Raw genomic sequence first — 23,262 nt, 5'->3', positions numbered from 1 at the left:
TGCCATACAGATCAGGTTTCGCACTATATGAATCCTTCGATTGCGGCATCATAATAAAGCTTAGTAATATGATTATAAACGTTGCGGAGGGATTACAAACATGCCTTACACGGCCAATGGCAATCGATACAACGAAATGGTATATAACCGCTGCGGCAACAGCGGCATCAAGCTTCCCGCCATATCGCTCGGATTATGGCATAACTACGGCGGACAGGATGTGTTCGAGAACGGAAGAGCGATCGCGCGCACGGCGTTCGACGCCGGCATTACCCACTTCGATCTCGCGAACAATTATGGACCGCCCTACGGCTCAGCGGAGGAGTCCTTCGGCCAAATCTTGCAAAAGGATCTCGCCCCTTACCGGGACGAGCTGATCATCTCGACCAAGGCAGGTTACGACATGTGGCCGGGTCCGTACGGGAACTGGGGCTCCAAGAAGTATCTCGTGGCCAGTCTGGATCAAAGCCTCCGCCGCATGGGTCTGGATTACGTCGATATCTATTACCATCATCGTCCGGATCCCGACACGCCGCTCGAAGAAACCATGTCCGCGCTGGACCTCATCGTCCGTCAAGGAAAGGCGCTGTATGTCGGCATCTCCAATTACAAGGAAGCCGAGGCGCGCGAAGCCGCGGCTATTTTGAAGCGGCTTGGCACGCCTTGCCTGATCCATCAAGCCAGCTACTCCATTTTGGACCGCTGGATCGAAGGCGGCCTGCATAACGCGATGAACGAGGAGGGCGTCGGCATCATCGGCTTCGTGCCGCTTGCGCAAGGCGTCCTCACGAACAAATATTTAAACGGGATTCCTGCCGATTCCCGTGCAGCCGGGCATAGCCGCTTCCTGAACAAGGACAGCATCCCGGATTGGAAGCTGGCTATTGTCCGTCAGTTGAACGAACTGGCCGCGCAGCGCGGTCAAAGTCTGGCGCAGATGGCGCTCGCCTGGGTTCTGCGCGACGGCGGCGTCACATCCGCGCTTATCGGCGCGAGCAAGGTCAGCCAGATCGAAGAGAACGTCCGCGCGCTGGACAACCTGACGTTCTCGGTCGAAGAGCTCGAGCTGATCGACCGGATTTCGAAGGGCGACGGCGCGCAAGCGTAAGGCGGCCGCGTAACGTTGAACGGAGAACGCCGGACGGAAACTCCGGACGGACGATTCGTCGAACGGAGAATCCCGGACGACTATTCGTCGTCTGGCCAACCCGAGACGTTTGCCAACGCTATTCGGCCGGCCGTCTGCTAGCGTTCCTTGCGTTTCATTCCGGCGCGCACACGTTTGGAGGCAAGTTTTTTCGCCAAATTAAGTTTTGAAACACGGCATTTCGAAAAATACCCTTTTGTCGTGGTATATAGTAGGAAATCCTCCCTCTATCTCATCGATTCCTCACGCAATACGCAAAATAAAGGGAAATCTGACCTCTAATTCGGGTGAAATCGATACTCCAGCCGTATTCCGCCATATTTAGAGGGTGATTTTCCCTTTACTTCCGAATGACGGGCGCCTAGCGTGAGATTAGAGGGAGATTTTCCTTTTAGCCGGCATAGGCCCGTTAGTCGGCGTCGCTGGTTGTTGCCCGCCAGTCTTGGAGTAGCATCATGTCCTTTACAAAGCAACAAGACCGCCGTGGAGCTTCTTCGGCGGTCTTGTCGTTATAACGGCGACACTTAAAGTACGTGTTCAAAAATCAGTTATTCGTACAATATCGTATGGCATGAAGCACGTAATACGGTAAAATAATTATAGAAAGGAGTTGCCCGCCATGATCGAATTTCTGCCTCCCAACCTGCATCAGCTCGACTTGCATCTGATTCAGTTCGGTATGGAGCAATGCTCGCCCAATCATATCGTCGGTCCGGGCGTGAGGGATTATTACAAAATCCACTGCATCCTGGGGGGCGAAGGAAACTTCGAGATCGGGGGCAACGGATACCGTTTAGGCCCGGGACAAGGCTTCCTGATCGCTCCAGGAACTGTCGCCCGTTATGCCTCGGATACGGATAATCCTTGGCGCTACTGCTGGATCGGCTTCGACGGAATCAAAGCCGCGACCTTGCTCGGCCAAGCCGGTCTCTCCGTTGAACGGCCGATCTTCCGGGCCGAGGACGCACAATATTACGAAAGCATAATCGGGAGAATGGAGGAAACGGCCTCCATGAGGGCCGGCCGGGACATCCGGCTGACAGGGCTGCTCTACGAATGGCTGTCTGCCGTCGTGGAAGCCCAGACGCCGCAACCCGTCCCGCCGGAGACGCGGTCGCGTGATCGTTATATCGCGCAAGTCATCCATATGATCGAGAGGAATTACGCCAATCGTCTGACTGTCGCCGCCATCGCCCGGTTCGTCGGCTTGCAGCGCAGCTATCTGAACGCCCTGTTCCAGGAGGAGATGGGCTGCAGCATTCAGCAGCATCTCATCGCATACCGGATGCGGCGGGCCGGGGAACTGCTCGCCTCCACCTCCCTCTCCGTCGGCGATACCGCGCGCTCCGTAGGCTACGACGATCCGCTCCTGTTCTCCAAGATGTTCCGCAAGACGATGGGGATGTCGCCTACGGAATACCGCAACACAAGATGAAGCAGCCACGCCGTCCGTTGGCGGCGCGGCGCGTTCATCGGCATGGGGCTGTGGTGACACCCGCACCGCCCCACCGCGCGCTGGGAGCTGCGCGCGGTGCAGAAGGGCGATTACGCTTGCTTCTGCTTGCCGAGCGTAAGCCGGAACGTCTTGATCTCGTAAGGCGTCAGCTCGTAACGAATCGGCTCGCCATCTTGATGCAGCTCGCCGATCGGCCGCTCCAGCAGATCGCATTCCTGCCACGCAACAATGTCATAGTCGCTGCCAAGCTCTGCCATGCTGCGAGCGCCGGCATATTCGTGCAAGCGCACGATCAGCCCATTGCCATCTTCCGCCCGTTTCACCGCATCGATCGCGACATGGGCTCCGCTTGGCCGCAGGAACGACTTGCCTGCCGCCGCAGAAACCCCCTCCACAACGTAAGACGGGTTGTTAAGCTGCCACGCAGCTTCGGCCGTGCCTGCTTCAACCCAATCTCCGCGATGCGGATAGAGCGAATAGGTGAAGGCATGCTCGCCTTGATCCGCATGCGGGTCAGGGTACACGGCCGACTTGATCAAAGACAAACGGATGACGTTGTCCTTAATGTCGTGACCGTACTTGCAGTCATTAAGCAGGCTGACGCCATATCCGCGCTCCGACAGGTCGACCCATTGATGGCCGACTGTTTCGAACCGGGCATGATCCCAGCTCGTATTCCAGTGCGTAGGCCGCTTAACGTTGCCGAACTGAATGTCGTATGTGGCTTCCGTCGTCCGAATCCGTACCGGGAACGCCACCTTCAGCAGCTGTTGCTGCTCGTGCCAATTCACGTTGGTCGCGAAGTCGATCCGGCGGTTATTCGCATAGACGGTAAGCTTCTGCACGATAGAGGAATCCCCGTACGTCCATTCCAATCGAAGTACCGCCTTCATCCGGCCCGCCTCTACCAGCTCCAAAGAGACCAGCGCGTCGATCTCGCGCATTTTCTCCCCATAGTACAAGTCGATGTCCCATGCTTCGAACATCTTCGGTTTGTCTTCGAACACCTGCAGCACGTTGCCTCTCGATCCGGCCGCCAGCACCTCTCGTCCCGCTTCCTTATCGAACAGGCTTGCAATTTGCCCCTGCTCGTTGAAGGCAATGGCATAAAACGGCGTCGTCAGCACTTTGCCATCCCATTGGAAGGTTGACGCAACCGCAGACGCAGCCGTCGTTTGCGGCTCGGCCGACTCCGGCTCGAAGTTTAATGCCACCGCACCAAGAGCAGGAATGCCAGGCACCAGTACATGCCACTCTCCTTCCACATATTCCGCTTGCAGCTTCTCTCCGCCAGGAGACATCGTCCATTTGCCCGCTGGGCCGACATCATCCCGCTTCGGAATGGTTACCAGCTCTCCACGATCGAACGAGCCATTGTTATAGACCGTGAAAGCGACCGCTCCGGAGTCGGCGCTCCGTGCCAGCTTCCCTGCTGCTTGCTCCCGCGCCTCCAGCCCCCATTGCTCGGCTTCCTCGTACTCCGCCTTGGCATCCTCGTAGACTTCCGTAATGGACGATCCCGGAATAATATCATGGAATTGATTGCGCAGTATGGCCAACCAGCCCTCGTAGAGACGCTCCGCCGACTGCTCATCCCACTCGCCGCTCTCTACGGCAGTCATCGCCTGAAGCCATTCCGCTTCGCGGTACAGCAGCTCCAGCTTGCGGTTCATCCGCTTGTTATAGGCCTGGCTCGTATAGGTGCCGCGGTGGTACTCCAGGTACAACTCTCCATCCCATGTATGCACGTAACGATCCGTACCGTCGACCGCCTCATGCAGCTTCTCAAAGTAATCATCCGCCCTGCTCGGCACGACCTTAGGCAAGCCCGGCATATTCTCCAGCCTGCGGCGCATCTCCAGCATATGCCGATTGACCCCGCCGCCTCCGTCGCCGTAGCCGTAGGAGAGAAGCAGCTCCTTATTGACGTCCTTGTTGCGGTAAGTATCCCAAATCCCCTTGACGCTAAACGGTTCGATGAGACCGTTATACGTATACCACCAGACTCCCGCGTCCGCCACTTCCGGCGTCGTGATGAAATGGGTCAAAATTTCGCTGCCGTCAATGCCCCGCCACTTGAACGTATCATGCGGCATTCGATTATATTGATTCCAGCTGATCTTCGTCGTCATAAACGTCTTAATGCCGGATTTCCTTAAAATTTGCGGCAGCGCCCAGCTATATCCGAATACGTCCGGCAGCCACAAGTAATCGCATTCCACGCCGAACTCATCGCGGAAAAACTTCGTGCCGTACAATATCTGCCGGACCAGCGACTCTCCGCTCGTCAAATTGCAGTCCGCCTCCAGCCACATAGCGCCGCCGGCTTCCCATCGTTTCTCCTTTACCCGTTCGCGGATCGCCTCGTAGATTTCGGGATAATCCTTTTTTATATAAGCGTATAATTGGGGCTGCGACTGCAGGAAAACGTATTCCGGATACTGTTCCATCAGCCGAAGCACGGTCGAGAACGAACGGGCCGCCTTCTCGCGCGTATGCGTCAGCCGCCACAGCCAAGCGACGTCGATATGCGTATGGCCGACCGCATGTACCGTTACGGGATGCCGGGACTCCAGCTTTCCAAGCTCCTCCTTCAGCAGCGCGATCGCTTCCTTTACCGTCCCGTAGAACGCCTCGGAGCCTGGTCGGGACCAGTCCAGCAGCAAGAAGGCGCGGTCGAGCACCGTCAGTAGATCCTGTCTAGCGGGCGACGATTCCTCCAGCACCTTCGCCGTCTCCAGAGCAGCAATCGCCGTGAAAAACAAATCATCCGCAGCCTCATCCAGCACGCAGAGATCGGCTCGCTTGAATTCATGCTCCTGCTCCGTAGGCACGCCTCCGCCCTCAAGGCCCGACCACAAGCGGAAGGTAAGCTCCAGCTCGCGGCCGACGGCATCCTCGGGGAGCAGCACCTCTTGATGATTGCTGTCAACGCCTTGATAGGGAACTCCGTCGACATAAATTAACGATTCAAAGGCCGAGTTGTTGCCGGCGCCCGTCAAACCGAAATCGAATACGCCTACAACCTTCTGCCCTTGCCACTCGGCGGGCACTTCGACATGGCGTTGGAGCCAGACATACAGATCGCGCCCCTTCCAGCGCTCCCCCTTGCGCATCGTTCTCTCACGGGAGATTGAAGGCGCACGCTGCACGCCGTTCGCTCGCTCCTCGTCGACCTCCATCGCCCACTCCCCCAGCTCGATGACATGCCGATAACGGAGCTTCCCGAGCTCCTTGATTCTTTCCTGCAGCTTGTCGATAATCCAAAACATCGTAATCCCCTCCTGCGATTGTTTAATTTAATAACACGTGTTATCAATGCTTAAAAAAAGCCGCCGCTATTTCGGAATTCAACGCTGCACCGGCGGCAGTGCACGTTACGTTCTACCGGCTTACGGACAAAAATGACGTTATATCGATGAAAACAGGCAATTTTTCTCTAACGCACCCAGCAAGGCTGTCTATTCATTGTGCAAAGATGAAATCGCAGGCAAGTGTCCGGTAAGAAATGAACTGAGAAATAAACGGGAGCAACTGTAACGGAACTGAAAGGCGTTATTTCAGCAAAAAGCGGCACTTCGCAAATCTAATGGAACTGACAGCCCTTATGAAGGGCAAAAGTCCGCGGCTTGCCTGAATTTCTCACGAATAACGTCGCCGAGTTCCGTTAGATTTTAAAATCACGCCAAACGATCCATATAAGGGCCCTCATTTCCGTTAACACGTTGGCGATGATTGATTGCAGCTTCATTACCAATTTTGCACACAATGAATCGACGATCTCCCAGTTGAACCTATACTCGTCAGCAACCAGGAAATACTGATTCTGGGCAGGGAATAAGGTCTGCTCGGCCAACTTAACGGACAACCTCGGCTGCAGTTTGGCCGGTTCTACCGATCGCGCGCCATACTTTCTCCCGGCACGACAGTTGCCTTTAGCCATAGCTTTTCCGGCCCCATCGCTTGACTAGGTTCCTCCAAGGTTAAGATCAGACGGCGCATCGCCTCCTCGCCCATTTCGGCATAAGGAATTTCGACGCCGCCGAGCGGCGGAGCCATAAACGCGTTGCTTCGGTTCGTATTGTCGCCTGCCATGACGGACAGATCCTTGCCCACCGCGATTCCGAGCTTCCAGGCCGCCCGATACAGAATCGACGCGCTGACCGACCAATTGATAAGGATGGGCGGCAACTTTCCATTCTCCCTCCCGCGAAGCTCCTCCAGAAACCGGAACATCCAAGCCTCGTCGTAGGCTTGCAACTCGTGGATGATCGGAGCCAGCCCTCTCTCAAGGCACCACCGCTCGTAGGCGGAACGTCTAGCCCGTTCAGCCCAGTTCGATCCCGGCTCCTCCAGATAGGCATCCAGATATACGGGGGCAAGGCTGCTTATGGCGCCAATATAATCCAAGACATCGAGAATGCTCTCCCGGTAGTCCACGAGGATAGAGGAAGCTTCAGCCGTGCCTGCATAACCCTCGATGGAGATGTACGGCACCTTCGCCTTACGCACTGCATCCAGCCATTCTCGACTCTCGAACGAGATCGCATCCAGACTGATGATACCGTCGAGTCTACGCTGCCTGTACAAATCGAGGAGCTCGAACCGATCCCGCTCGTCCCCACCCTTACCGCTGATCAGCACATGATAACCCCGTTCCGCGCAAGCTCTCTGCATGCCTTCAAGCACTTGAAGGAACAGCGGATTTTTCATATCGCCAAACGCCGCAACGCAGCGGCTGACACCCGTCTTCATCGCTCGGGCCCCAGCGTCAACGTGGTAGTCAAGCTCCTTAATCGCCTTAAGTACCTTCTCGCGCGTCTCCGGCCCAACACCGATGCCCGCCGTTCCGTTGATAACCGCCGACACCACGCTGCGAGAAACGCCGGCCGCCTTCGCGACGTCGAAGCTCGTCGTTCTTTTCGCCATAATGATTGCACCTCGCCAATAGAATAACACGTGTTATATACACTGTAAATGGGCTTTGTACGATCAGCTGCTTCATTACGTTAACGGGGAGGGCACTTCCAATATGTGCTAAAATATATGTGTGCATAAAGTAAATTAAACTTTGGGATGTGGTTTACATACATTTTTCAAAAAAAGCAGCTAACGATAAGGTTTTGATCGAGTATTTTGATTCATTAGAAGAATCCGATAAGAAACTAGTTCCGTTGATTATTTGTCCAGGTCTGTCCGAGACAGCAGAAGAATATCTAGATTTGCTTGAGGCGGTTCTACCAAGAAGAAGTATAATTCTATCATTTCGAGGCAGGGGGAAAAGTGATACCCCCGATAGTGGATACAACCTGACCGAACATGTATCAGATATTGAGGCAGTCGTAAAGCAGACTGGAATCTCATCGTTCCATTTATTTAGTTATTCACGTGGTGTTTCTTATGCTTTAGGCTATGTTGAAAGACACAAGGAAAAGATACAATCGTTAATTATTGGCGATTATCCTCCAGAGCATCGAGCAATGCCACATGATTGGCCCGAAGATTACATAAACAACTATTTAATCCCTTACAATCGAACAACGAATATCCGACCTGAAGCGGTATGGGGTATCCAAAGAGAATCTGCTCTAATTAACTTAGATTATATGTCTTTGTCGATGCCCGTTTTAGTGGGGAGAGGTAAGCTTCAAGAATCGTTAATTACGGATACCGACCTTGATCGTTATAAGAAAATGTGCAGCAATATAACAGTAAAGGAGTACTTTCAGTCTGGACATAACCTGAAAGGGCCCGAGAAAAAGTTGTTTTACACCGACGTAACTGAGTTTTTAGATACATTGAGCGAAGGATTCAACTAAACGGGAGACGCTGCACCACGACATGACGGCAGCCGGCCACGCGATCGGTTGCCGTTGTCCGTTGAATGGGCAGAATTACGCAACAAGCCGACTTTCCTTGACGTAAAGAATCATGAGGTTATTGTGAAGCGGTTTTTAAGGAAGCTACTTGAAAGGAGGGGCCAGGTTGATGTCGGAAAACAAACCGTGCAACGAATGTGGTGGAACATCATTTGGTACAGGAGAAATAAAAGGCTACGGCGCCGTTATCCCATCACACAAAATATTATCTAACGGTTCCCCGCTTATATTGAATATTTGCACGAATTGTGGATTGGTGAACTCTTTAAGAGTCAAATATCCTGAAAAGTTCAAGAAGAAACAATGAATATAACAAGACACACCTTGAAGCTGCCGCAGGAATAGTTCGCTTCTGAATTCCCTAAAACCTTTAGGTGTTCTTCCTTGGTTCTGGTATCATTGGGGAACCAGAAATATCTGCAAATACAACAGGGAAATTATACATTAGGAGGAATTATGAATGGCAACTTTTGATGACTTTCTAAAACTCGATCTTCGTGTGGGAACAATTATTAATGCTGAATTTTTTGCAAAAGCCAAAGTCCCGGCCATCAAACTGGAAATTGACTTTGGTGAAGAAATTGGTATTAAGTCCTCCAGCGCACAAATCACGAAAAGATATACGGCTGAAGGTATTGTCGGAAAACAGATTGTGGGAGTCGTCAACTTTCCACCTCGCCGGATCGCGGGATTCAATTCCGAAGTTTTGGTTCTGGGCGGAGTGCCAGAACAAGGGGACGTTGTACTGTTAAAACCAGATGTTAATATACCCAATGGAACACAAATCGGTTGAACACTCCCGCCACCTTGAAGAGGTGGGGGATTCTTGGGTTATTGCTCCTTATGGAGCAAAATCGCATCGATATTTTCTTGCGAAAAATTCGTACGCCAAGCGATCCCTGCGGTTCCCGCAGTTCCTGTTTCTTTCGTTACAACGCCATTGCCTTTATATTCTGCGCCGCATTCCTGTCTCGGTCATGTACCGTGAAACAGACCGGGCAAGTCCACATGCGAATGCTCAAATTTTTCACCTCTGCATGCTTGTTTCCGCATACATGACAAGTTTGGCTCGATGGGGCAAATGTGGGAACCTCCTTGATTGTTCGGCCATACCACTTCGCCTTGTAATACAGTTGACGACTCATTTCACCCCATGAGGCATCTGCAATATGTTTCGCGAGGTGTCTATTCTTCATCATATTGGTGATGCGCAAGTCTTCGATACAGATCGTTTGGTTTTCACGTATCCATTTCGTGGTCTGTTTGTGCATCACATCGATTCGACTATTTCGAATTTTTTCGTGAATTTGGGCCACTTTTTGTTTCGCTCTATGCCAGTTGCTCCCGCCATACGTTCTTCTCGCCATGATCCGTTGCCATTTCGCTAATAAGCGTTCATACTGCAGCGTATATCTCGGATTATCCATGGCCATACCTTCTGAGGGCACGGCAAGTAGTTTAATACCGACATCAATGCCCAGCGTATGGCCTGTTACAGGCAGGTGCTGGATATCCGCCTCGCACACGAGGGAGACAAACCATTTGCCGCTTGCGGCAAGTCGTATGGTAGCGGACTGTATCCGACCTTCGATCTCTCTCGACTTGGCATAGCGCACCCATCCCAATTTGGGAAGCTTCACATGATCGCCTTCTACTGCAAGGTTACCGGCCGTATACCGCGTCGTATAGCTTTGCACCGGATGCTTGCGGCTCTTGAAACGCGGAAGATCATTCTGCTTCTTGAAAAAACGCTGAAACCCGTCAGCTAAGTGGCGAACGGCTGATTGCAAGGCAATGCTATCCACTTCTTTCAGCCAAGGCCATTCACGCTTCATAGCAGGAAGCCCTACGGCGCAGGTGTTGTAAGACAATCCTTTACCTGTAGAATGATAGGTTTGATTCCACTTCTCTAGGAAATGGTTAAACACGAAGCGGCTGCAACCCAATGTTTTGCGCATGAGCACGCCCTGCTCTTGCGTCGGATAGATACGAAATTTGAATGCCTTATGATGAAGCATCGCTTGCTCACCACCTATCTACAAGAAAGACATTTGTTAACACCCCCTCAATTATAGTACATACGTTCGTATAAATCCACCTACAAAATTCCCGATTCATCCCCCGCCTTCGCTCTCACTTCGTGAGTAAGGTGGCTTAGAGGCAGGGGTATTCTCGGTGATTTTGATAAAATAGCGACAGTCAAGGATTTTATTCGTTCCTGGCTGCCGCTGTTTTTATAGTTGGGGGCAATCTATCACATCTGAGCAAGCGTCAAGCGTCACATAGCCCCCATCTTGTAATAGAAGCCAGCGTTTCGGCTGGCGATGCTTCTTCTTAGTTCTGCGTCTGCATCTCTCTCGTCGGGCCCAGTACGCCGGGCACCTTGAGACCTGCTTGGCGAAGCAGCACGGTCATCTGGCCGCGATGATGCGTCTGGTGATCGACCAGTTTGCGCAGAAATTTGCCGCGAGGCGTCTTGCCCACGAAAGTATCGATCTCTTCCGTCATCGACTCATCCGTCAGCTTCGAGCCTTCGCTGGCATATGCCGCGATTATGGCTTCGTATTGCGAGACGATCTCGGCCATCGTCGCCGGCACTTGAGCGCCGCGCTCGATCGATGGAACATTCAAGCCTGCAAAGCGGCCGAACGCGCCGGCAGTGCTCACCAAGTGCCAAGCAAGCCAGCTCAATGAGTTATGGCCTTCTACGATCGCCGCATTCATTTTGTCATCCGAGATCGCCTGCATAACGGACAATGTTCCTGCAGCCGAAGCTGCCCAATCTTCCATAAAGTCACCCGATGTACGATACATTTGTCGATGATCCCTCCCAAAAAGTTGTCCCCTCCATTCTATTATGACCCGACCGATAATTCAAACGCGGCGAACGCGATCTTTACTTGAATTTGGTACACGACTCCACTACACTTGACTTATCATCCCTTGAAGTTGTAAAGATGTACGGGATGTTAATAGAGGGGTGAGCGTACTTGTTCTTGCATTTCATTACAGAACGCGAGCATAAAGAAGCTTTTCTGGAGCTTGCGCACCGGATCGCGAAGTCGGACGGCTTCGTAAACCGTAACGAGTTAACTTATTTGCAGGGTTGGATGGTGGAGCTTGGCCTTCCGGACTGGCGGCCTTCCGCCGACGTCGAGACGACGACCGCTGACCTGCTCGGCAGCCTGAAGGATGAGCGCCTTAAGCGAATATTTCTCGCGGAGATGCTGCTGCTCAGCTATGCCGACGGCAACTACGACGATCAGGAAAAAGCGATATCGGACGAGATGCAGCGTTTATTCAGCTGCGATGATGAATCATTTGCTTCGTTCAAGAGCTGGGTTGAAAGCATGAACAAGCTGAAAGTGGAAGGCATGAAGCTGGTGCTTGGCGTTTAACGCATACCGTCTATTCATCAAAAAGCCTGAGCCCTGGCGAGTCATTCTCGCGTCAAGGGCTCAGGCTTTTCGTTATTTCCTCTCAATTACTACCCTATCCTGCAGGGCGCTCCAGGATTCTCTCCAGCACCAGCTCGATGACCGTCGGCGATCCCGTTAGATCAAATCGCAGAAACACAAGCCGGTCTTGAATCAGCTTCGCCTTCACCCCTGCCGAGACCGACCGGACCGCGTACCCCTTCAAGTCGTCCCAATAGGCAAGCCCGAACGGAATCGGGGACCAATGGCCGATCTCGAACGACATGCGGATCCCGTCCCCATCCTTCTCGTAACCGCTCACGAATACTTGAGGAACGGCCTCCTCGAATTCATCGCCCATGTCTCCCTTGCCGACGTAGCTCCGCAGCCGTTCCGGCATACAGGATCCTTGGACGAACGCCATCTGGCATTGACGATCATAGTATTGGAAAGTATCGGGCCATGGCCCTGCAGCCGTGCCGCCCAACGTCATCGTATAATCGTTCACCTCGGGACGAACAAGCGTATCGCGGGTAAACATGTATACGGGAGCGGTAGCCTCATTGCGTGCATGATAGTTCTCAATGGCCTGCGGCAGCGTCGTCAGCGTAATAGGATATTGTGTTATATAGCCGAAGAATAAGTCCAGCATGCCGGCGCATGCCTCGACATGGGAGGCCGGATAGACGGCGAACCGGTCGGTATATTCCATCTCGTGGCTCTCCTGCTGCTGCAGAAAATAGACTTGCTCGTTATTCGCCGTGTTATCCAGATAGTTATGGAACAGCTTCTTCCAATATTCAATATTGTCGCCTGAGCAAAGTCCCGCCCGCAGCACGTCATTAGGATCGGTCGAGTAGATGCAGGGGCTGCCGGAATGATACGTCGCGTGCAGATCTCGTGCCGTCCATTCGCTGGCGACGAGCTTGCCCTTGCCTGGATGCGGCGCCTTGAACCGCCCGCTGTCGATGTACCAGGAGCCCCATGGAATCCCCTTGTGGGTAATGTTATCCCACCATACCTGTTCCCAGCAGTATCCCCATATGCCATGGAAGCCAAGCTCCTCGGCCACCTCGACAAACTCCTTATAGATACTGCCTCTGGCGACAATCTTGGTCTTCACCCAGGGGAACGTATCTTGCAGCACGGCCCATCCTTCCTGGAGCGCCTGCTTCAGCCTTGCCCTGGAATGCTCCGATTCATCCGCGTAGAACGGCGTCTGAAGAATGACATCGTCTCCGTATTGCTCATGCCATCCCAGAATACGTTCGGCGAGCACCGGAGCGGATGCGGCATTGACGATCCATGTAACCGGAATGCCGTGCTTGTGAGCGAGCTCCGCCGTCCGATCGATCCCTTCGATCGCGATCCCATGCCCCCAGCTCTGGTCGACATGGGTCGCGTAGCTGACGAATGTATAGATCAACTGTCCCGGTTTCATGTTAAACGCAGCTCCTTCTACTGCTTATTATCCGCCCACCAGGCGTCGATCTGCGCCTGCAGCTCTGCCTGCACCTTCTCGATACCAGCCGTTTTCAGCTTCTCGTTGCGTTCGTCAACAACCTTGGAAGGGTTCGCAACCGCACCGGTAGCCAAAATTTTGTATTCCGATATAACCGCGGTCAGCTCGGCAATTTCATTTTTTACCTTAGAATCGTCGAATACGAAGCCCATGAGCGGGAAACGTACCGCCTCATCGTTAAACTTCTTCCAGTTGATGTACAGATCGTCCGGCTGACCCGGCTTCAAGTAGTTCAGCATCTGGCTGCCGATTACCCAGAACAAAGCACTTGTGCCATAACCGGAGTCGGCGATCGGTTCGATCCGGTTGTCGCCAACCTTCTTGTAATGTTTGTCCTCAATGCCGTGCACGATCAAATTAATGACATACGGATCCGTATGCAAGTAGTTGAGCACCATCATCGCCCGCTCCGGGTCCTCGGACGTTCTCGAAATAGAGAACATCGAGCCGGCAGCGAGGTCCGTCGTCACGATCGGCTCCGTCACGACATGCGACACGTAATCGTACAGATTGTTGTCGGCGATTTTCACTTCGATGTCCGAGCCCGGTTTCCATACGCCCGATGACATCCACAGCTTGCCCTGCCGTCTGAGGTCGGCCGCGCTCGTCTTGCTCGTTCCCGCGTCCGAATTGATATAACCTTTTTCGTAATACTTGCGGAACAGCTCGAATTCTTTTTTGTCGATAGCGACAAGCTCGGGATCCAATATCGATTTCACTTCCATCTTGGGCGCCGTGTAGTCAACCAGGAACATTTGGGTCTTGCCTGGCGTCGGGCCAACCGGACGGTAATTGGAATTCGTCTCGTACATCATATGGATGCCGCCACCCGAATTGCCCGAGCCGCCTGCGAGGAACAGGTTCGTCATACCTTTCTCTTCCTTGCTGATCTTTTCGTACCAGGGCTCCAGATCTCCCCATGTGTTAATCGTCTCGATCGGAATGTCGTATTTGTCGACGATATCCTTGCGGTACGTAAACGATTGCCCCTGCGTAATCTCCTTGTTCGTAGGAACGGCGTACAGCTTCCCTTTCATGCGCGGCGCTTCCAGATAAAGCGGATGCAACGTTTCCTTGATGCCTTGTCCATGCTTGTCCAGCAGCTCATCCAGCTCCAGGAACGCGCCTTTCGTCACGTTGCCGAAGTAATTCAGCCATGATGCCGAGAATACTAGGTCCATCTTCTCGCCGGTATTCATCATCAGCTCGGTACGGTTCTGATACTCGCTTGCGGCGATGGGGACCAGTTTGACGGTCGCGTTAATCTTTTCTTTAAAAAATTCGTTAAGCTTCTCTTCGACGAGCGCGCCGTCGGCCTCCGGGGTGCCGAAGTAGACGATGGATACTTGATAAGGCTTAAGCTCGGCATTATCTGGCTTACTAGTCTCTGTACCGGCGTTAGGCTCCGTGCTCGGCGCGGTTGTCGCCTGATTGCTCTTGTTCGTGCCGCCCTCCTTGCCGTCGGAAGCACAGGCCTGCAGCACCAGCATGGCCGCAAGCATGATTGCGAGCGCAATCAGAAATGACTTTTTTTGTCTCATGTCTCATAACCCTCCATTAATTAGATTCATATAGTACGGCATGGCGAATGTCAATCCGCATACCGGAACTACCGCAGCGGGATCAGCCTTTAACGGCGCCGACGGTGAGGCCTTTGACGAAATATTTCTGGAAGAATGGATAAATAAGCAGGATGGGGCCCATGCATACGACCGCAAGGGCCATCTGCAGGGATTCGTCGGGCAGGTTGCTCATCAGCTCCGGATTCTGCGCGGCCAATTGCACGTTATTGCGAAGATACTGTACATCGTTTAATACTCGCAGCATTAAATATTGCAATGGATACTTGTCTTCGGTGCGAATGAACAGAAGCGAGTTGAACCAATCGTTCCAGAACAAGATGGTGCCAAGAAGCGCCATCGTCGCCATAACGGGAAGCGATAATGGCAGGACGATCCGAAAGAAGATGCGGAATTCGCTCGCCCCGTCGATTCTCGCGGACTCGATCAGCGCGGGATGAATGGTCGTCTGGAAGAAGGTACGCATTATAATGACGTTGAACGGAACAATGAGCAGCGGCAATACCAGCGCCATATACGTATCTAGCAGCCCCAGCGACTGGGTGAAAATGATATATTTGCTCACCACTCCTCCGTTGAACAGCATCGTAAAGAACAAGACGAAGGTGAAGAATGTACGGAACGGATAATCCTGACGAGAGATGGGGTAGGCATACAGCGCCATCAGGAGAACGCTTGCAATGGTGCCGACGACCGTAATGCCGATGCTGATGGCATACGCTCGGAAGATCGTCCCGTAATCCTTGAACAAGCTCTCGTAAGCGATCCATGACAGCTTATCCGGAATAAACTGATACCCCTCGGTCACCAAGGTATCGATATGGGTCAAGGATACGATGATAACCAGAACGACGGGTATGACGCATAGGAACGATAGAATAAGGAACATGCCGTTTAGCAGCATATTGGCGACGGGAGAGATCGTATTCTCCCGCCTGTTAGCCGGACTGCCCATGTAGTTCATCTCCTGTCATGATCTAGAACAAAGCCTGATCGGGGTTTATTTTTCGCACCGCCGAATTCGTCAGCAGGACGAGCACGAAGCCTAATACGGATTGCGCCAAGGCCGCGGCGGACGACATGCCGATATCGTTAAGCTCCATCAGCACGCGGTAGACGTAGGTGTCGACCGTGTCGGTCACGGGATAGAGCGCTCCGGAATCCATCGGCACTTGGTAGAAAAGCCCGAAGTCGGAATTAAACACGCTTCCCATCGATAGAATCGTCAGGATGATAATAATGGGCTGAATGCTCGGCAGCGTAATATAGAGCGTTTGCTTCCACTTCGACGCTCCGTCGAGCACCGCGGCTTCGTAATATTCTTGATCGATTCCGGCAATTGCCGCGATATAGATGACCGCTCCGATGCCGACGTTTTTCCACGCATTAACCAGGATGAGGATATAGGGCCAATAGCCCTTTTCCGAATACCAGAAAACTCTGTCTAATCCAAACCATTCGAGAATCGACGCGTTCATAAAACCTTTATCCGGATTGAGAAAGGCGTACACCAGATAGCTGACGACGATCATGGACAAGAAATAAGGCATGATGAGAAAGGTCTGATACGTTTTGGCCAATCGGCCGCGCAGCTCGTTGATCGCGACGGCTATCGCTATGGACAGTACGGTGTTGACCGCCATAAAGGTCAGGCTGTACAACACCGTATTGCGTGTAATTCTCCAAAGGGAGCCTGACGTGAACAGAAACTCGAAATTACGGAATCCGACCCAGGGACTTCCGAGAATGCCGTCGATATAATTGATATTTTTAAATGCGATAAACACCCCGAACATCGGCAAGTAGTTGTTGACGATCAGCACGATAAACGTGGGCACCAGCATGATCGTCAAAAACCTGAACTTCCATAGAGAATGGATGAAATACGCAATCCCCGTTCTCTCCTTCACCAGCCTTCACTCCTCTCGATTGATTTCAGTATAGGGCAGCCCATCCTCCAATACGATGATCAATAGAAGCTGCCTTGTGACGGAAGTGAGCCGAGGTCGGAGTTGTTCGAATGCCAGTAAAAAATAAAGCAAGGAGCTTTGCCATCTATTCTCGTAATGCTTCTAAATACCTGACGTGCATTGACAGGGATATTTTCTTAGAGGTATGTTAATTGCAGGAGCAAGAAATTTATACCAACTGGAGGGTGACGAACGAATGAACCAAGATGTAATAGCTTATATTGAAAATTTGCCAAAATGGCAATCGGACATCAGCTCGATACTGCGCAATTTAGTACACGAAACAATTCCGGAAGCAGAAGAACGGATTCAATATAAGAAGCCGCATTTTCTGAAAAACGGGCATTATGCTGCCGTTATTTCACCCTCTAAAGACGCAATTGCTTTTATGATTATGAATGCAAACGGCATAGAGTTTCCTAAAACATTCGACGGCCCTGCCGAACGAAAGTGGATCAAATTACGGGAAGGCGATTCTCCGGATCTTCCTCTGTTGTCGGGACTTCTAAAACAAGCCTCCGACACTCTGTAATAGCCATAATCGGGAGGGAGCCAATGAGTGTGGACCGAGCCTGATCACCTCGGCAACTGGTGGGGGGCCGCAAAGGGTATGGAGGGGACGTTCGAGCATCTGGCTGATTAGTTGTCCAGCCAAATTAAAGTCCCCCCCTCTTACCCTTTAATCGGCGTTATACTGCGGAGGATTTTCCAAATCGAACTAATACATGCCATAGTAATTTTAACTCTTGGAGCACATCTGCGTAGCTTCCTCTGTCGTACCATTTTGTGGGATTGCTTTTCAAATCATTTACAGCTTCCCCGATTATACTGGCATCAATATACCCATTCTTCGCTATCCGTTTGGCTAATGAGGGCATGGTCGGCCCCCTGAAGTCCGTGGGCACTTCTTCAACCATCAAATAAGGCCCTATGTTCCATATTAGCTTGATCGAATATTTTAAACATAGTTGCTCTAAAAGGCTGCCTACTTGCGTTCCTTTAAACGAAGAATCGGCAACCAGCATTTCTACGTCATCTGTAAGGGATATATCACCGTGAATTTGCGCCTCGATATAGTGGTTAAGGTTGCGTCTAGGTATGTCATTTAAAGAATATCGGTAGGGTTGATCAAGATTGTATAAAAGATGGTCGATCAATTTTCCGGGGGTTACATCCCGTTCTCCTAAAGCAGACTCGCGGAAAAAAACATCATTTAATAGAGCTGCTATTACGATATCGAATTCCTCGAGCGTACCTTTTTCAGTCCGATCATTGTTGGAATCTCCATAAGTGTATGTTGAGCGACTGGATACACTTGGCGAGAGGAGAAAAAAACAGGATCCAAATCGTGGAGAAGGACCATCGGCGTGTAACATGACGTCAAGCGCCCCATACTTTGGGCGTTCGCTTATGCTCGCACCGTCTATATGATAAGCGCCGTTGAACAGGTTCTTCTCCCAGAGATCACGCGCTCCTCCCAGGTAAGCCGAAAGGCCTCCATTTGAAATTTGTGTTTCGAACTGACTCCTGTAGGCGCCTTGTTCAAGCAATGCTTGCGCCACGCATTTCATATCTGCAAGCGGTCGATCAGGATGAAAATGCAATGCGATCCTCGCGTTAGTCCGCAGTTTGGCAAGAGCATTTTCATACATGTCCCATTGAATGTTTGACATCTGCAGAATTTCTTTAATTAGGGTTATAGCTTCTTCTTTCCTGGAAAATGCGTGCTCTCCGATATATTTTATGGATAAGTTTTGTGCATTTGTAAGTTGCCTGTTATTGGACATTTTTTCAACCTCCATAATAATGATTCATGAAAAACGCGGAGCAACTCCATCCCCGGAGGGAAGGAGTTAAATTCCTATATGGTAAGATAATCGAAATATTCTGTCAATACGCAACCTTTCTAAGCTCCTGCACGTTCTATTTGGTAATATTAGTATGTAAAGGAATCGGAGAAAGGATGTCAGGAAGATGACTTTCCCAAAGAAAAAAGCCACGCTGTTAAGCGTGATCGCCCTCATATGGCTGCTGGCCGGTTGCGAAAATTCGGCAACGCAAGCCCCTAGCCCATCAGTAACGCCTGCCGCGACAAATCAAAAAGCCATTTCACTTGCTTCCGCATCTACACTCGAGATTACGGATGCTTCAATCCGCGAACATCTGGACGGAACGACAACAAAAAGCCAGGCGCGCTCAGCTTACGGCCAGCCCTCCTATATCGGCAAGGGAGTCTACTGGATTGGCAATGATTTGGTGGATGTGGAGGTGTGGCGGTACGATCAAGCGCCCCAAGGCTATACCTACAGTTGGGATGACAGCCAGGGCTATCTCGACCTGCGCGGGTTGCTCGGCGGCAAAGTAAACGGGCAACTGCTATTGTATTGGGACGAGCAAGGCAAGCTTTTGGATGCAACCTATCATTATCATGACAGCGACGGCAACTTGCAAACTTTGTTGACCGCTGCGCAACTGGAGCATCCATCCAGCTCAACCGATAACCGAATGGCCCGCGAGCAAGGATTTCGGATTGGCGATACGGTACAAGTGCATGCGGAAATCGATGCGACCCGTCTGCCCCAAGGGGCTGACAATACCGTCGTCTATCGGGCAGTTCCGGGGCATAACTATCAGTTGGCCGCGCTGACGGAGCATTTTGCCCAGCTTGTAGATATCCGGGAGGGAGAGGGCTGGTATGATGCCTGGGTACCGGTATGGATGCTTACGGCGGAGGCGTCGTCACTAAGTCAACAGGCGCCTGAGCAATGGAGCGTAGCTGCCGATGGCATGCCGATTTATTGGCAGCCCGCAGACGATGCCGTGGCTCGGCGGATGGATGCCGGAGAACGACTGCTTGTTGTCGGCAGCAGCGGCAATTGGCGTGCCGTCATTGTCGAAGAAAAGGATCTTAAGGCGGAGCCGCGCGTTCTTTGGATAAAGGATGAAGAAACATATATTCATGAAGGCCAGGTAAACGACTTGTTCGATTCGACTCAAGCGTCCTATCTGTCTGCCCGAACCGTTGCCTACTATTTTGTTCGGGAAGGCGCTCCGCAAGCCGAACTGGAGAAGCTTCTTGGCTTGCCTCAAGCGGTAGAGCGTTCCGGGAACGTAAAATCGACGGGCGAACCAATGGAGACGCTGGAGCGCTGGCGCTACGAATCCGAAACCGCCGAACTGCTCATCGACTGGTCGCCGCAGGGCAAGGTCGTCGATTATACATTCTCGCCCCGCGAGGAAGGCCAGCCGTTTACGAAGGAACAGTCGCTGCGATGGCGGACAACGAGCGATCTTGCCTATAATTTTTTTATCGGGCGAACGGATCGGGCATTGCTGATTTCGGGGGAGGACGGCGGATTCAGCGGCATGCATTACGACTCCAATTTATTTGCGCTTGATCCTGATACCGGACGCAAGCTTTGGCAACGGGATCTTGGTTTCCATACGGACCGCTTTATCCTCTCCTCGGATCGCCGCTATATGGCTGTTCATATGCCGCCAGAGAATAACGCCGAACAGGAGCGGCTGGGACGTCTCGATGTACTGGACACTTCCAACGGAAGCAATAAGTGGACACTGAAGCACAACCTCCCCGACGATACGTTTGATGTCAGTTATGGCCTGGCCGGCGAAGTCGTGGCAATGATTTATACAACCGGAGATTTCTATAGTCCGAACACGTACCGATCGATCATTGAAGCGTACGCGCTGCGGGACGGCCGCAAGCTGTGGAGCCGGGAGCTCGACCACCCAGGCCGATTCGTACCGTCACTGATCGCCGGCGGCAAGCTGATCATTGAGTACGGCATGGATAGCGGAGTGCCGGTTGGCAACGAGATTGCAGCCTACGAGCCGAAGAATGGCAAAGAGGTTTGGCGGATGGAAGGCATGGCAGCACCGTTATCGGAATGGGCGGATCATTTCTACTACGAGGCGAGAGCGCTAGACGACCGCATGAATCAACTATGGGTAAAGAGCCCCTTAGCCTGGACTTTGGTGGATTCGAATACAGGGGATCCGCTAAGCACACTGCCAAGAAGAGACGATATCGGCTACGAGATCGTAAACGATCGATATGCCATTCGTCTATCAACCAAAGATGGTGCCCCGCTTGGATATAACAGCGATGTCACCTCGGAATGGATCGAGCTGGGATCCAGCAAAACGTTATGGACGATGGACGGCACGCTCGAACGGGCAATTGTCGTCGGCGACGCGGTCTATGCCTGGAGTGAAGGCACGCTTCGGCGCCTGCGCCTCGGCGACGGGCACCAATACTGGTCAAGCAAGCTGACGTCTAGAGTCTGGCTGCAATGGTTCGATGGACAGCTGCTCGCTGCGAGCGACGCGGGCGTCCTGGTGTTCGATCCGCACAATGGAGAGGCGCTGTACCGGATCGCAGGAACACGCCACGGCGGCTATGACGCAATGGAGCATTGGAGGACAAGAGCGCAACTGACCGCTCTGGACGGTAAGCTATACACGGGCTCCGACAATGGATTCTTTAGCGTGGCGGATCGATTGGTCAAGAGTCGGGAATGACCTTTATATACTCTTGCCGCGGCAGAGTGATCAGCGCCTTGACGCCGCCTCCCTCGCCGCGGATGTACCTCAAACCGAACGCCTCGCCAAAATGGAGCTGAATGCGTTGATGAACATTCCGGATGCCATAACCTTTATCCGTGATCTCGCCTCTCGTAATCTGCTCCAATCTCTCCATGTCTACGGGAAGGAAGCCGTTATCCTCCACCGTCATCTCGATCTCGGAATCCGCGCATCGTATCGCAATCCGGATCTCGCCTTCGCCATCCATGCTGCTGACGGCGTGGAAGATCGCATTTTCGACAAGCGGCTGGAGGATGACCTTGGGCGTCGTATACTTCTTGGCATCTTCGTCTATATCCCAATGCACCTCGAAGTTGTCCGGATACCGCTTCATCTGAAGACGGCAATACGCCTGCACATGCTCGATCTCCTCACCGATCGGAATCATCGTTCTTCCTTTGCTAAGGCCGATCCGCAATAACTTGGACAAGTCCTTGATCATGCCGCCTACATCCTTGTTCCCCTTGCGAAGCGCATACCAATAGATGGAGTCGAGGGTGTTGTATAACAAGTGCGGCGTAATCTGCGAATGAAGCGTCGCCAGCTCGGTTTCCTTCTGCTTGATCTTCATGGCATAGTTCTCCTCGAAGGAATGATCCAATCTCCTGGTCATCCTCAAGAACGAGCCGTACAATATGCCGAACTCGTCCGAACGCAGCAGATCCCGGCTATTATCCGAGGCTAACGGGACGCCGGGCTCATAAATCTTCGTAATTGCAACCAGGCGATGCAGAGGCCTGACGATCATCCGAAGCAAATACAAAACGAATAACAGCACAAGAACCAAATAGATCGCGGATACGATCATAATAAACCACTGAAATCCCTTCCAGCTGCTGGATAACGAATTTAGCGGTACGTGATAAACAAGCCGGGTATGGAAATCCGGTTCATAAGCGTACGCGGACAGCCAACGCTCTCCCCCTTGATTAACGAAGCGATATCCCGAAGTCTCCCTGCTTGCCAGTTCCGTTATGCCCGCCTCGGAAAACGCCGCCGATCCGGCTTGCATGAGCAGTTCGTTTGCGTCGTTAAATAAAAAAATACCGGAGTTCTCCGGAAGTTGGACAGATAAAAGATCCCTGGTGAAATGCACCTCCAAATGGGAGACGACCAGATATCCGATGACATCATTATAATTCTGGGCATTTAAAATGCTTCGGATAAAACTCACCGTCGCGGCTCCTTCCGAGGATGGAATCAACCGAAATACGCCTGCTCCGCGCTTATTGTCGGCATGCTGGACCCATTCGGGCCGGTCGGAATGATCGAAATCGAAATATTTAAAACCGCTGTTTTTGTCCGACAGGTCGACATGGGTACGCTTTTCTTCCCTATTCATCATGTACAGGGTATAGCTCGTCCCGTCCGAGGACCAGCGCTCCAAAATTTCGTCCGCCTGATTGATCTGGCTAAACGTCTCGATATTTAGCCAGAACGGGTTAAGTACGGTGCGATTGAACAGATGGTTGCCGAGGAACGTAATCGTCTTGTCATTTACTGCGGACATCGATTTGGTTATCGTCGTATGATTTTGCTTCGCCAATTGCAGCATGGTTCGTCCCAGCTCATCCTGCATCGATTCCTCCGCCTTATAAGCGGAGATCCACCCGACGATTAGAAAAGGGCCGATGATAAACAGGGCAAACGCCAACGTTACTTTAAATTTCAGCTTCAGTCCGATCAC

Annotated in this window: 19 protein-coding genes; 9 read left to right on the top strand and 10 right to left on the bottom strand. The window is 52.1% G+C overall.

Going from position 1 to position 23,262, the window contains the following annotated elements:
* Positions 1-100: 100 nt before the first annotated feature.
* The 3 genes from mgrA (at position 101) to KJW29_RS32040 (ending at position 2,582) form a co-directional block, all read left to right on the top strand.
* Positions 101-1,108 (top strand): L-glyceraldehyde 3-phosphate reductase, encoded by a 1,008-nt coding sequence (gene mgrA / locus KJW29_RS32045; protein ID WP_214627639.1) that lies wholly within the window; start codon positions 101-103, stop codon positions 1,106-1,108.
* Between the two features lie 15 nt (positions 1,109-1,123).
* A complete protein-coding gene (locus KJW29_RS36575; protein ID WP_281426302.1) occupies positions 1,124-1,249 on the top strand; it encodes a hypothetical protein in 126 nt (41 codons plus the stop codon).
* A gap of 517 nt (positions 1,250-1,766) precedes the next feature.
* Positions 1,767-2,582, top strand: coding sequence for an AraC family transcriptional regulator (locus KJW29_RS32040; RefSeq protein WP_214627638.1), 816 nt, complete (start codon positions 1,767-1,769; stop codon positions 2,580-2,582).
* 110 nt (positions 2,583-2,692) lie between these two features.
* Here KJW29_RS32040 and KJW29_RS32035 read toward each other — a convergent pair whose 3' ends face one another.
* Both KJW29_RS32035 and KJW29_RS32030 read right to left on the bottom strand, forming a co-directional pair.
* Positions 2,693-5,875, bottom strand: a complete 3,183-nt coding sequence (locus KJW29_RS32035) for an alpha-mannosidase (protein ID WP_214627637.1) — start codon at positions 5,873-5,875, stop codon at positions 2,693-2,695.
* A gap of 619 nt (positions 5,876-6,494) precedes the next feature.
* The gene (locus KJW29_RS32030) at positions 6,495-7,532 is read right to left on the bottom strand and encodes a LacI family DNA-binding transcriptional regulator (protein WP_214627636.1); all 1,038 of its coding nucleotides are present in this window, start codon (positions 7,530-7,532) and stop codon (positions 6,495-6,497) included.
* A 194-nt stretch (positions 7,533-7,726) separates the two neighbouring features.
* Here KJW29_RS32030 and KJW29_RS32025 point away from each other — a divergent pair, with 194 nt between their 5' ends.
* The 3 genes from KJW29_RS32025 (at position 7,727) to csaA (ending at position 9,275) form a co-directional block, all read left to right on the top strand.
* Entirely contained in the window at positions 7,727-8,422 is a 696-nt protein-coding gene (locus KJW29_RS32025; protein WP_214627635.1) for an alpha/beta fold hydrolase, read from the top strand.
* 169 nt (positions 8,423-8,591) lie between these two features.
* Positions 8,592-8,789, top strand: a complete 198-nt coding sequence (locus tag KJW29_RS32020; protein WP_214627634.1) for a hypothetical protein — start codon at positions 8,592-8,594, stop codon at positions 8,787-8,789.
* A gap of 153 nt (positions 8,790-8,942) precedes the next feature.
* Positions 8,943-9,275: a chaperone CsaA gene (csaA, locus tag KJW29_RS32015; RefSeq protein ID WP_214627633.1), complete on the top strand. Its 333-nt coding sequence runs from the start codon at positions 8,943-8,945 to the stop codon at positions 9,273-9,275.
* A 136-nt stretch (positions 9,276-9,411) separates the two neighbouring features.
* On the opposite strand, the gene tnpB is transcribed toward csaA, so the two are convergent.
* Positions 9,412-10,500 (bottom strand): IS200/IS605 family element RNA-guided endonuclease TnpB, encoded by a 1,089-nt coding sequence (gene tnpB, locus KJW29_RS32010; protein WP_214627632.1) that lies wholly within the window; start codon positions 10,498-10,500, stop codon positions 9,412-9,414.
* Positions 10,501-10,816: 316 nt separating this feature from the next.
* Positions 10,817-11,296: a DinB family protein gene (locus KJW29_RS32005; RefSeq protein ID WP_214627631.1), complete on the bottom strand. Its 480-nt coding sequence runs from the start codon at positions 11,294-11,296 to the stop codon at positions 10,817-10,819.
* A 176-nt stretch (positions 11,297-11,472) separates the two neighbouring features.
* On the opposite strand from KJW29_RS32005, the gene KJW29_RS32000 reads away from it, so the two are divergent.
* Positions 11,473-11,880 carry a tellurite resistance TerB family protein gene (locus KJW29_RS32000; RefSeq protein ID WP_187103659.1) on the top strand — a complete coding sequence of 136 codons (408 nt, stop codon included), beginning with the start codon at positions 11,473-11,475 and terminating at the stop codon, positions 11,878-11,880.
* 94 nt (positions 11,881-11,974) lie between these two features.
* Here the strand turns inward: KJW29_RS32000 and KJW29_RS31995 are convergent, their stop codons facing one another.
* The 4 genes from KJW29_RS31995 to KJW29_RS31980 all read right to left on the bottom strand — a co-directional run bounded on the left by KJW29_RS31995 (position 11,975) and on the right by KJW29_RS31980 (position 16,910).
* Entirely contained in the window at positions 11,975-13,339 is a 1,365-nt protein-coding gene (locus tag KJW29_RS31995; protein ID WP_214627630.1) for a hypothetical protein, read from the bottom strand.
* Between the two features lie 17 nt (positions 13,340-13,356).
* Positions 13,357-14,961, bottom strand: a complete 1,605-nt coding sequence (locus KJW29_RS31990; protein WP_214627629.1) for an ABC transporter substrate-binding protein — start codon at positions 14,959-14,961, stop codon at positions 13,357-13,359.
* Positions 14,962-15,043: 82 nt separating this feature from the next.
* Positions 15,044-15,955, bottom strand: coding sequence for a carbohydrate ABC transporter permease (locus tag KJW29_RS31985; protein ID WP_108994379.1), 912 nt, complete (start codon positions 15,953-15,955; stop codon positions 15,044-15,046).
* Positions 15,956-15,977: 22 nt separating this feature from the next.
* Positions 15,978-16,910 (bottom strand): ABC transporter permease, encoded by a 933-nt coding sequence (locus KJW29_RS31980; protein ID WP_246608468.1) that lies wholly within the window; start codon positions 16,908-16,910, stop codon positions 15,978-15,980.
* Positions 16,911-17,166: 256 nt separating this feature from the next.
* On the opposite strand from KJW29_RS31980, the gene KJW29_RS31975 reads away from it, so the two are divergent.
* On the top strand, positions 17,167-17,502 hold the full coding sequence (locus KJW29_RS31975) for a DUF1801 domain-containing protein (protein WP_214627628.1): 336 nt from the start codon (positions 17,167-17,169) through the stop codon (positions 17,500-17,502).
* 157 nt (positions 17,503-17,659) lie between these two features.
* Here KJW29_RS31975 and KJW29_RS31970 read toward each other — a convergent pair whose 3' ends face one another.
* Positions 17,660-18,757 carry a DUF3626 domain-containing protein gene (locus tag KJW29_RS31970; protein ID WP_214627627.1) on the bottom strand — a complete coding sequence of 366 codons (1,098 nt, stop codon included), beginning with the start codon at positions 18,755-18,757 and terminating at the stop codon, positions 17,660-17,662.
* A 187-nt stretch (positions 18,758-18,944) separates the two neighbouring features.
* Here KJW29_RS31970 and KJW29_RS31965 point away from each other — a divergent pair, with 187 nt between their 5' ends.
* Entirely contained in the window at positions 18,945-21,512 is a 2,568-nt protein-coding gene (locus KJW29_RS31965; RefSeq protein ID WP_214627626.1) for an outer membrane protein assembly factor BamB family protein, read from the top strand.
* Here KJW29_RS31965 and KJW29_RS31960 read toward each other — a convergent pair.
* The gene (locus tag KJW29_RS31960; protein WP_214627625.1) at positions 21,496-23,262 is read right to left on the bottom strand and encodes a sensor histidine kinase; all 1,767 of its coding nucleotides are present in this window, start codon (positions 23,260-23,262) and stop codon (positions 21,496-21,498) included. The two genes, KJW29_RS31965 and KJW29_RS31960, sit on opposite strands and share 17 nt — an antisense overlap.

The organism is Paenibacillus agaridevorans, assembly GCF_018604145.1.
GTDB classification, from domain to species: Bacteria; Bacillota; Bacilli; order Paenibacillales; family Paenibacillaceae; genus Pristimantibacillus; species Pristimantibacillus agaridevorans.
Note: the sequence above shows the minus strand (reverse complement) of the source record. Positions and strands in the feature narration are given on the sequence as shown.

Bases quoted from the DNA above. Each gene is read 5' to 3' on its own strand.
- mgrA (WP_214627639.1), top strand. From the start codon at position 101: ATGCCTTACACGGCCAATGGCAATCGATACAACGAAATGGTATATAAC.
- KJW29_RS32040 (WP_214627638.1), top strand. From the start codon at position 1,767: ATGATCGAATTTCTGCCTCCCAACCTGCATCAGCTCGACTTGCATCTG.
- KJW29_RS32035 (WP_214627637.1), bottom strand. From the start codon at position 5,875: ATGTTTTGGATTATCGACAAGCTGCAGGAAAGAATCAAGGAGCTCGGG.
- KJW29_RS32030 (WP_214627636.1), bottom strand. From the start codon at position 7,532: ATGGCGAAAAGAACGACGAGCTTCGACGTCGCGAAGGCGGCCGGCGTT.
- KJW29_RS32020 (WP_214627634.1), top strand. From the start codon at position 8,592: ATGTCGGAAAACAAACCGTGCAACGAATGTGGTGGAACATCATTTGGT.
- csaA (WP_214627633.1), top strand. From the start codon at position 8,943: ATGGCAACTTTTGATGACTTTCTAAAACTCGATCTTCGTGTGGGAACA.
- tnpB (WP_214627632.1), bottom strand. From the start codon at position 10,500: ATGCTTCATCATAAGGCATTCAAATTTCGTATCTATCCGACGCAAGAG.
- KJW29_RS32005 (WP_214627631.1), bottom strand. From the start codon at position 11,296: ATGTATCGTACATCGGGTGACTTTATGGAAGATTGGGCAGCTTCGGCT.
- KJW29_RS31995 (WP_214627630.1), bottom strand. From the start codon at position 13,339: ATGAAACCGGGACAGTTGATCTATACATTCGTCAGCTACGCGACCCAT.
- KJW29_RS31990 (WP_214627629.1), bottom strand. From the start codon at position 14,961: ATGAGACAAAAAAAGTCATTTCTGATTGCGCTCGCAATCATGCTTGCG.
- KJW29_RS31985 (WP_108994379.1), bottom strand. From the start codon at position 15,955: ATGGGCAGTCCGGCTAACAGGCGGGAGAATACGATCTCTCCCGTCGCC.
- KJW29_RS31975 (WP_214627628.1), top strand. From the start codon at position 17,167: ATGAACCAAGATGTAATAGCTTATATTGAAAATTTGCCAAAATGGCAA.
- KJW29_RS31970 (WP_214627627.1), bottom strand. From the start codon at position 18,757: ATGTCCAATAACAGGCAACTTACAAATGCACAAAACTTATCCATAAAA.
- KJW29_RS31965 (WP_214627626.1), top strand. From the start codon at position 18,945: ATGACTTTCCCAAAGAAAAAAGCCACGCTGTTAAGCGTGATCGCCCTC.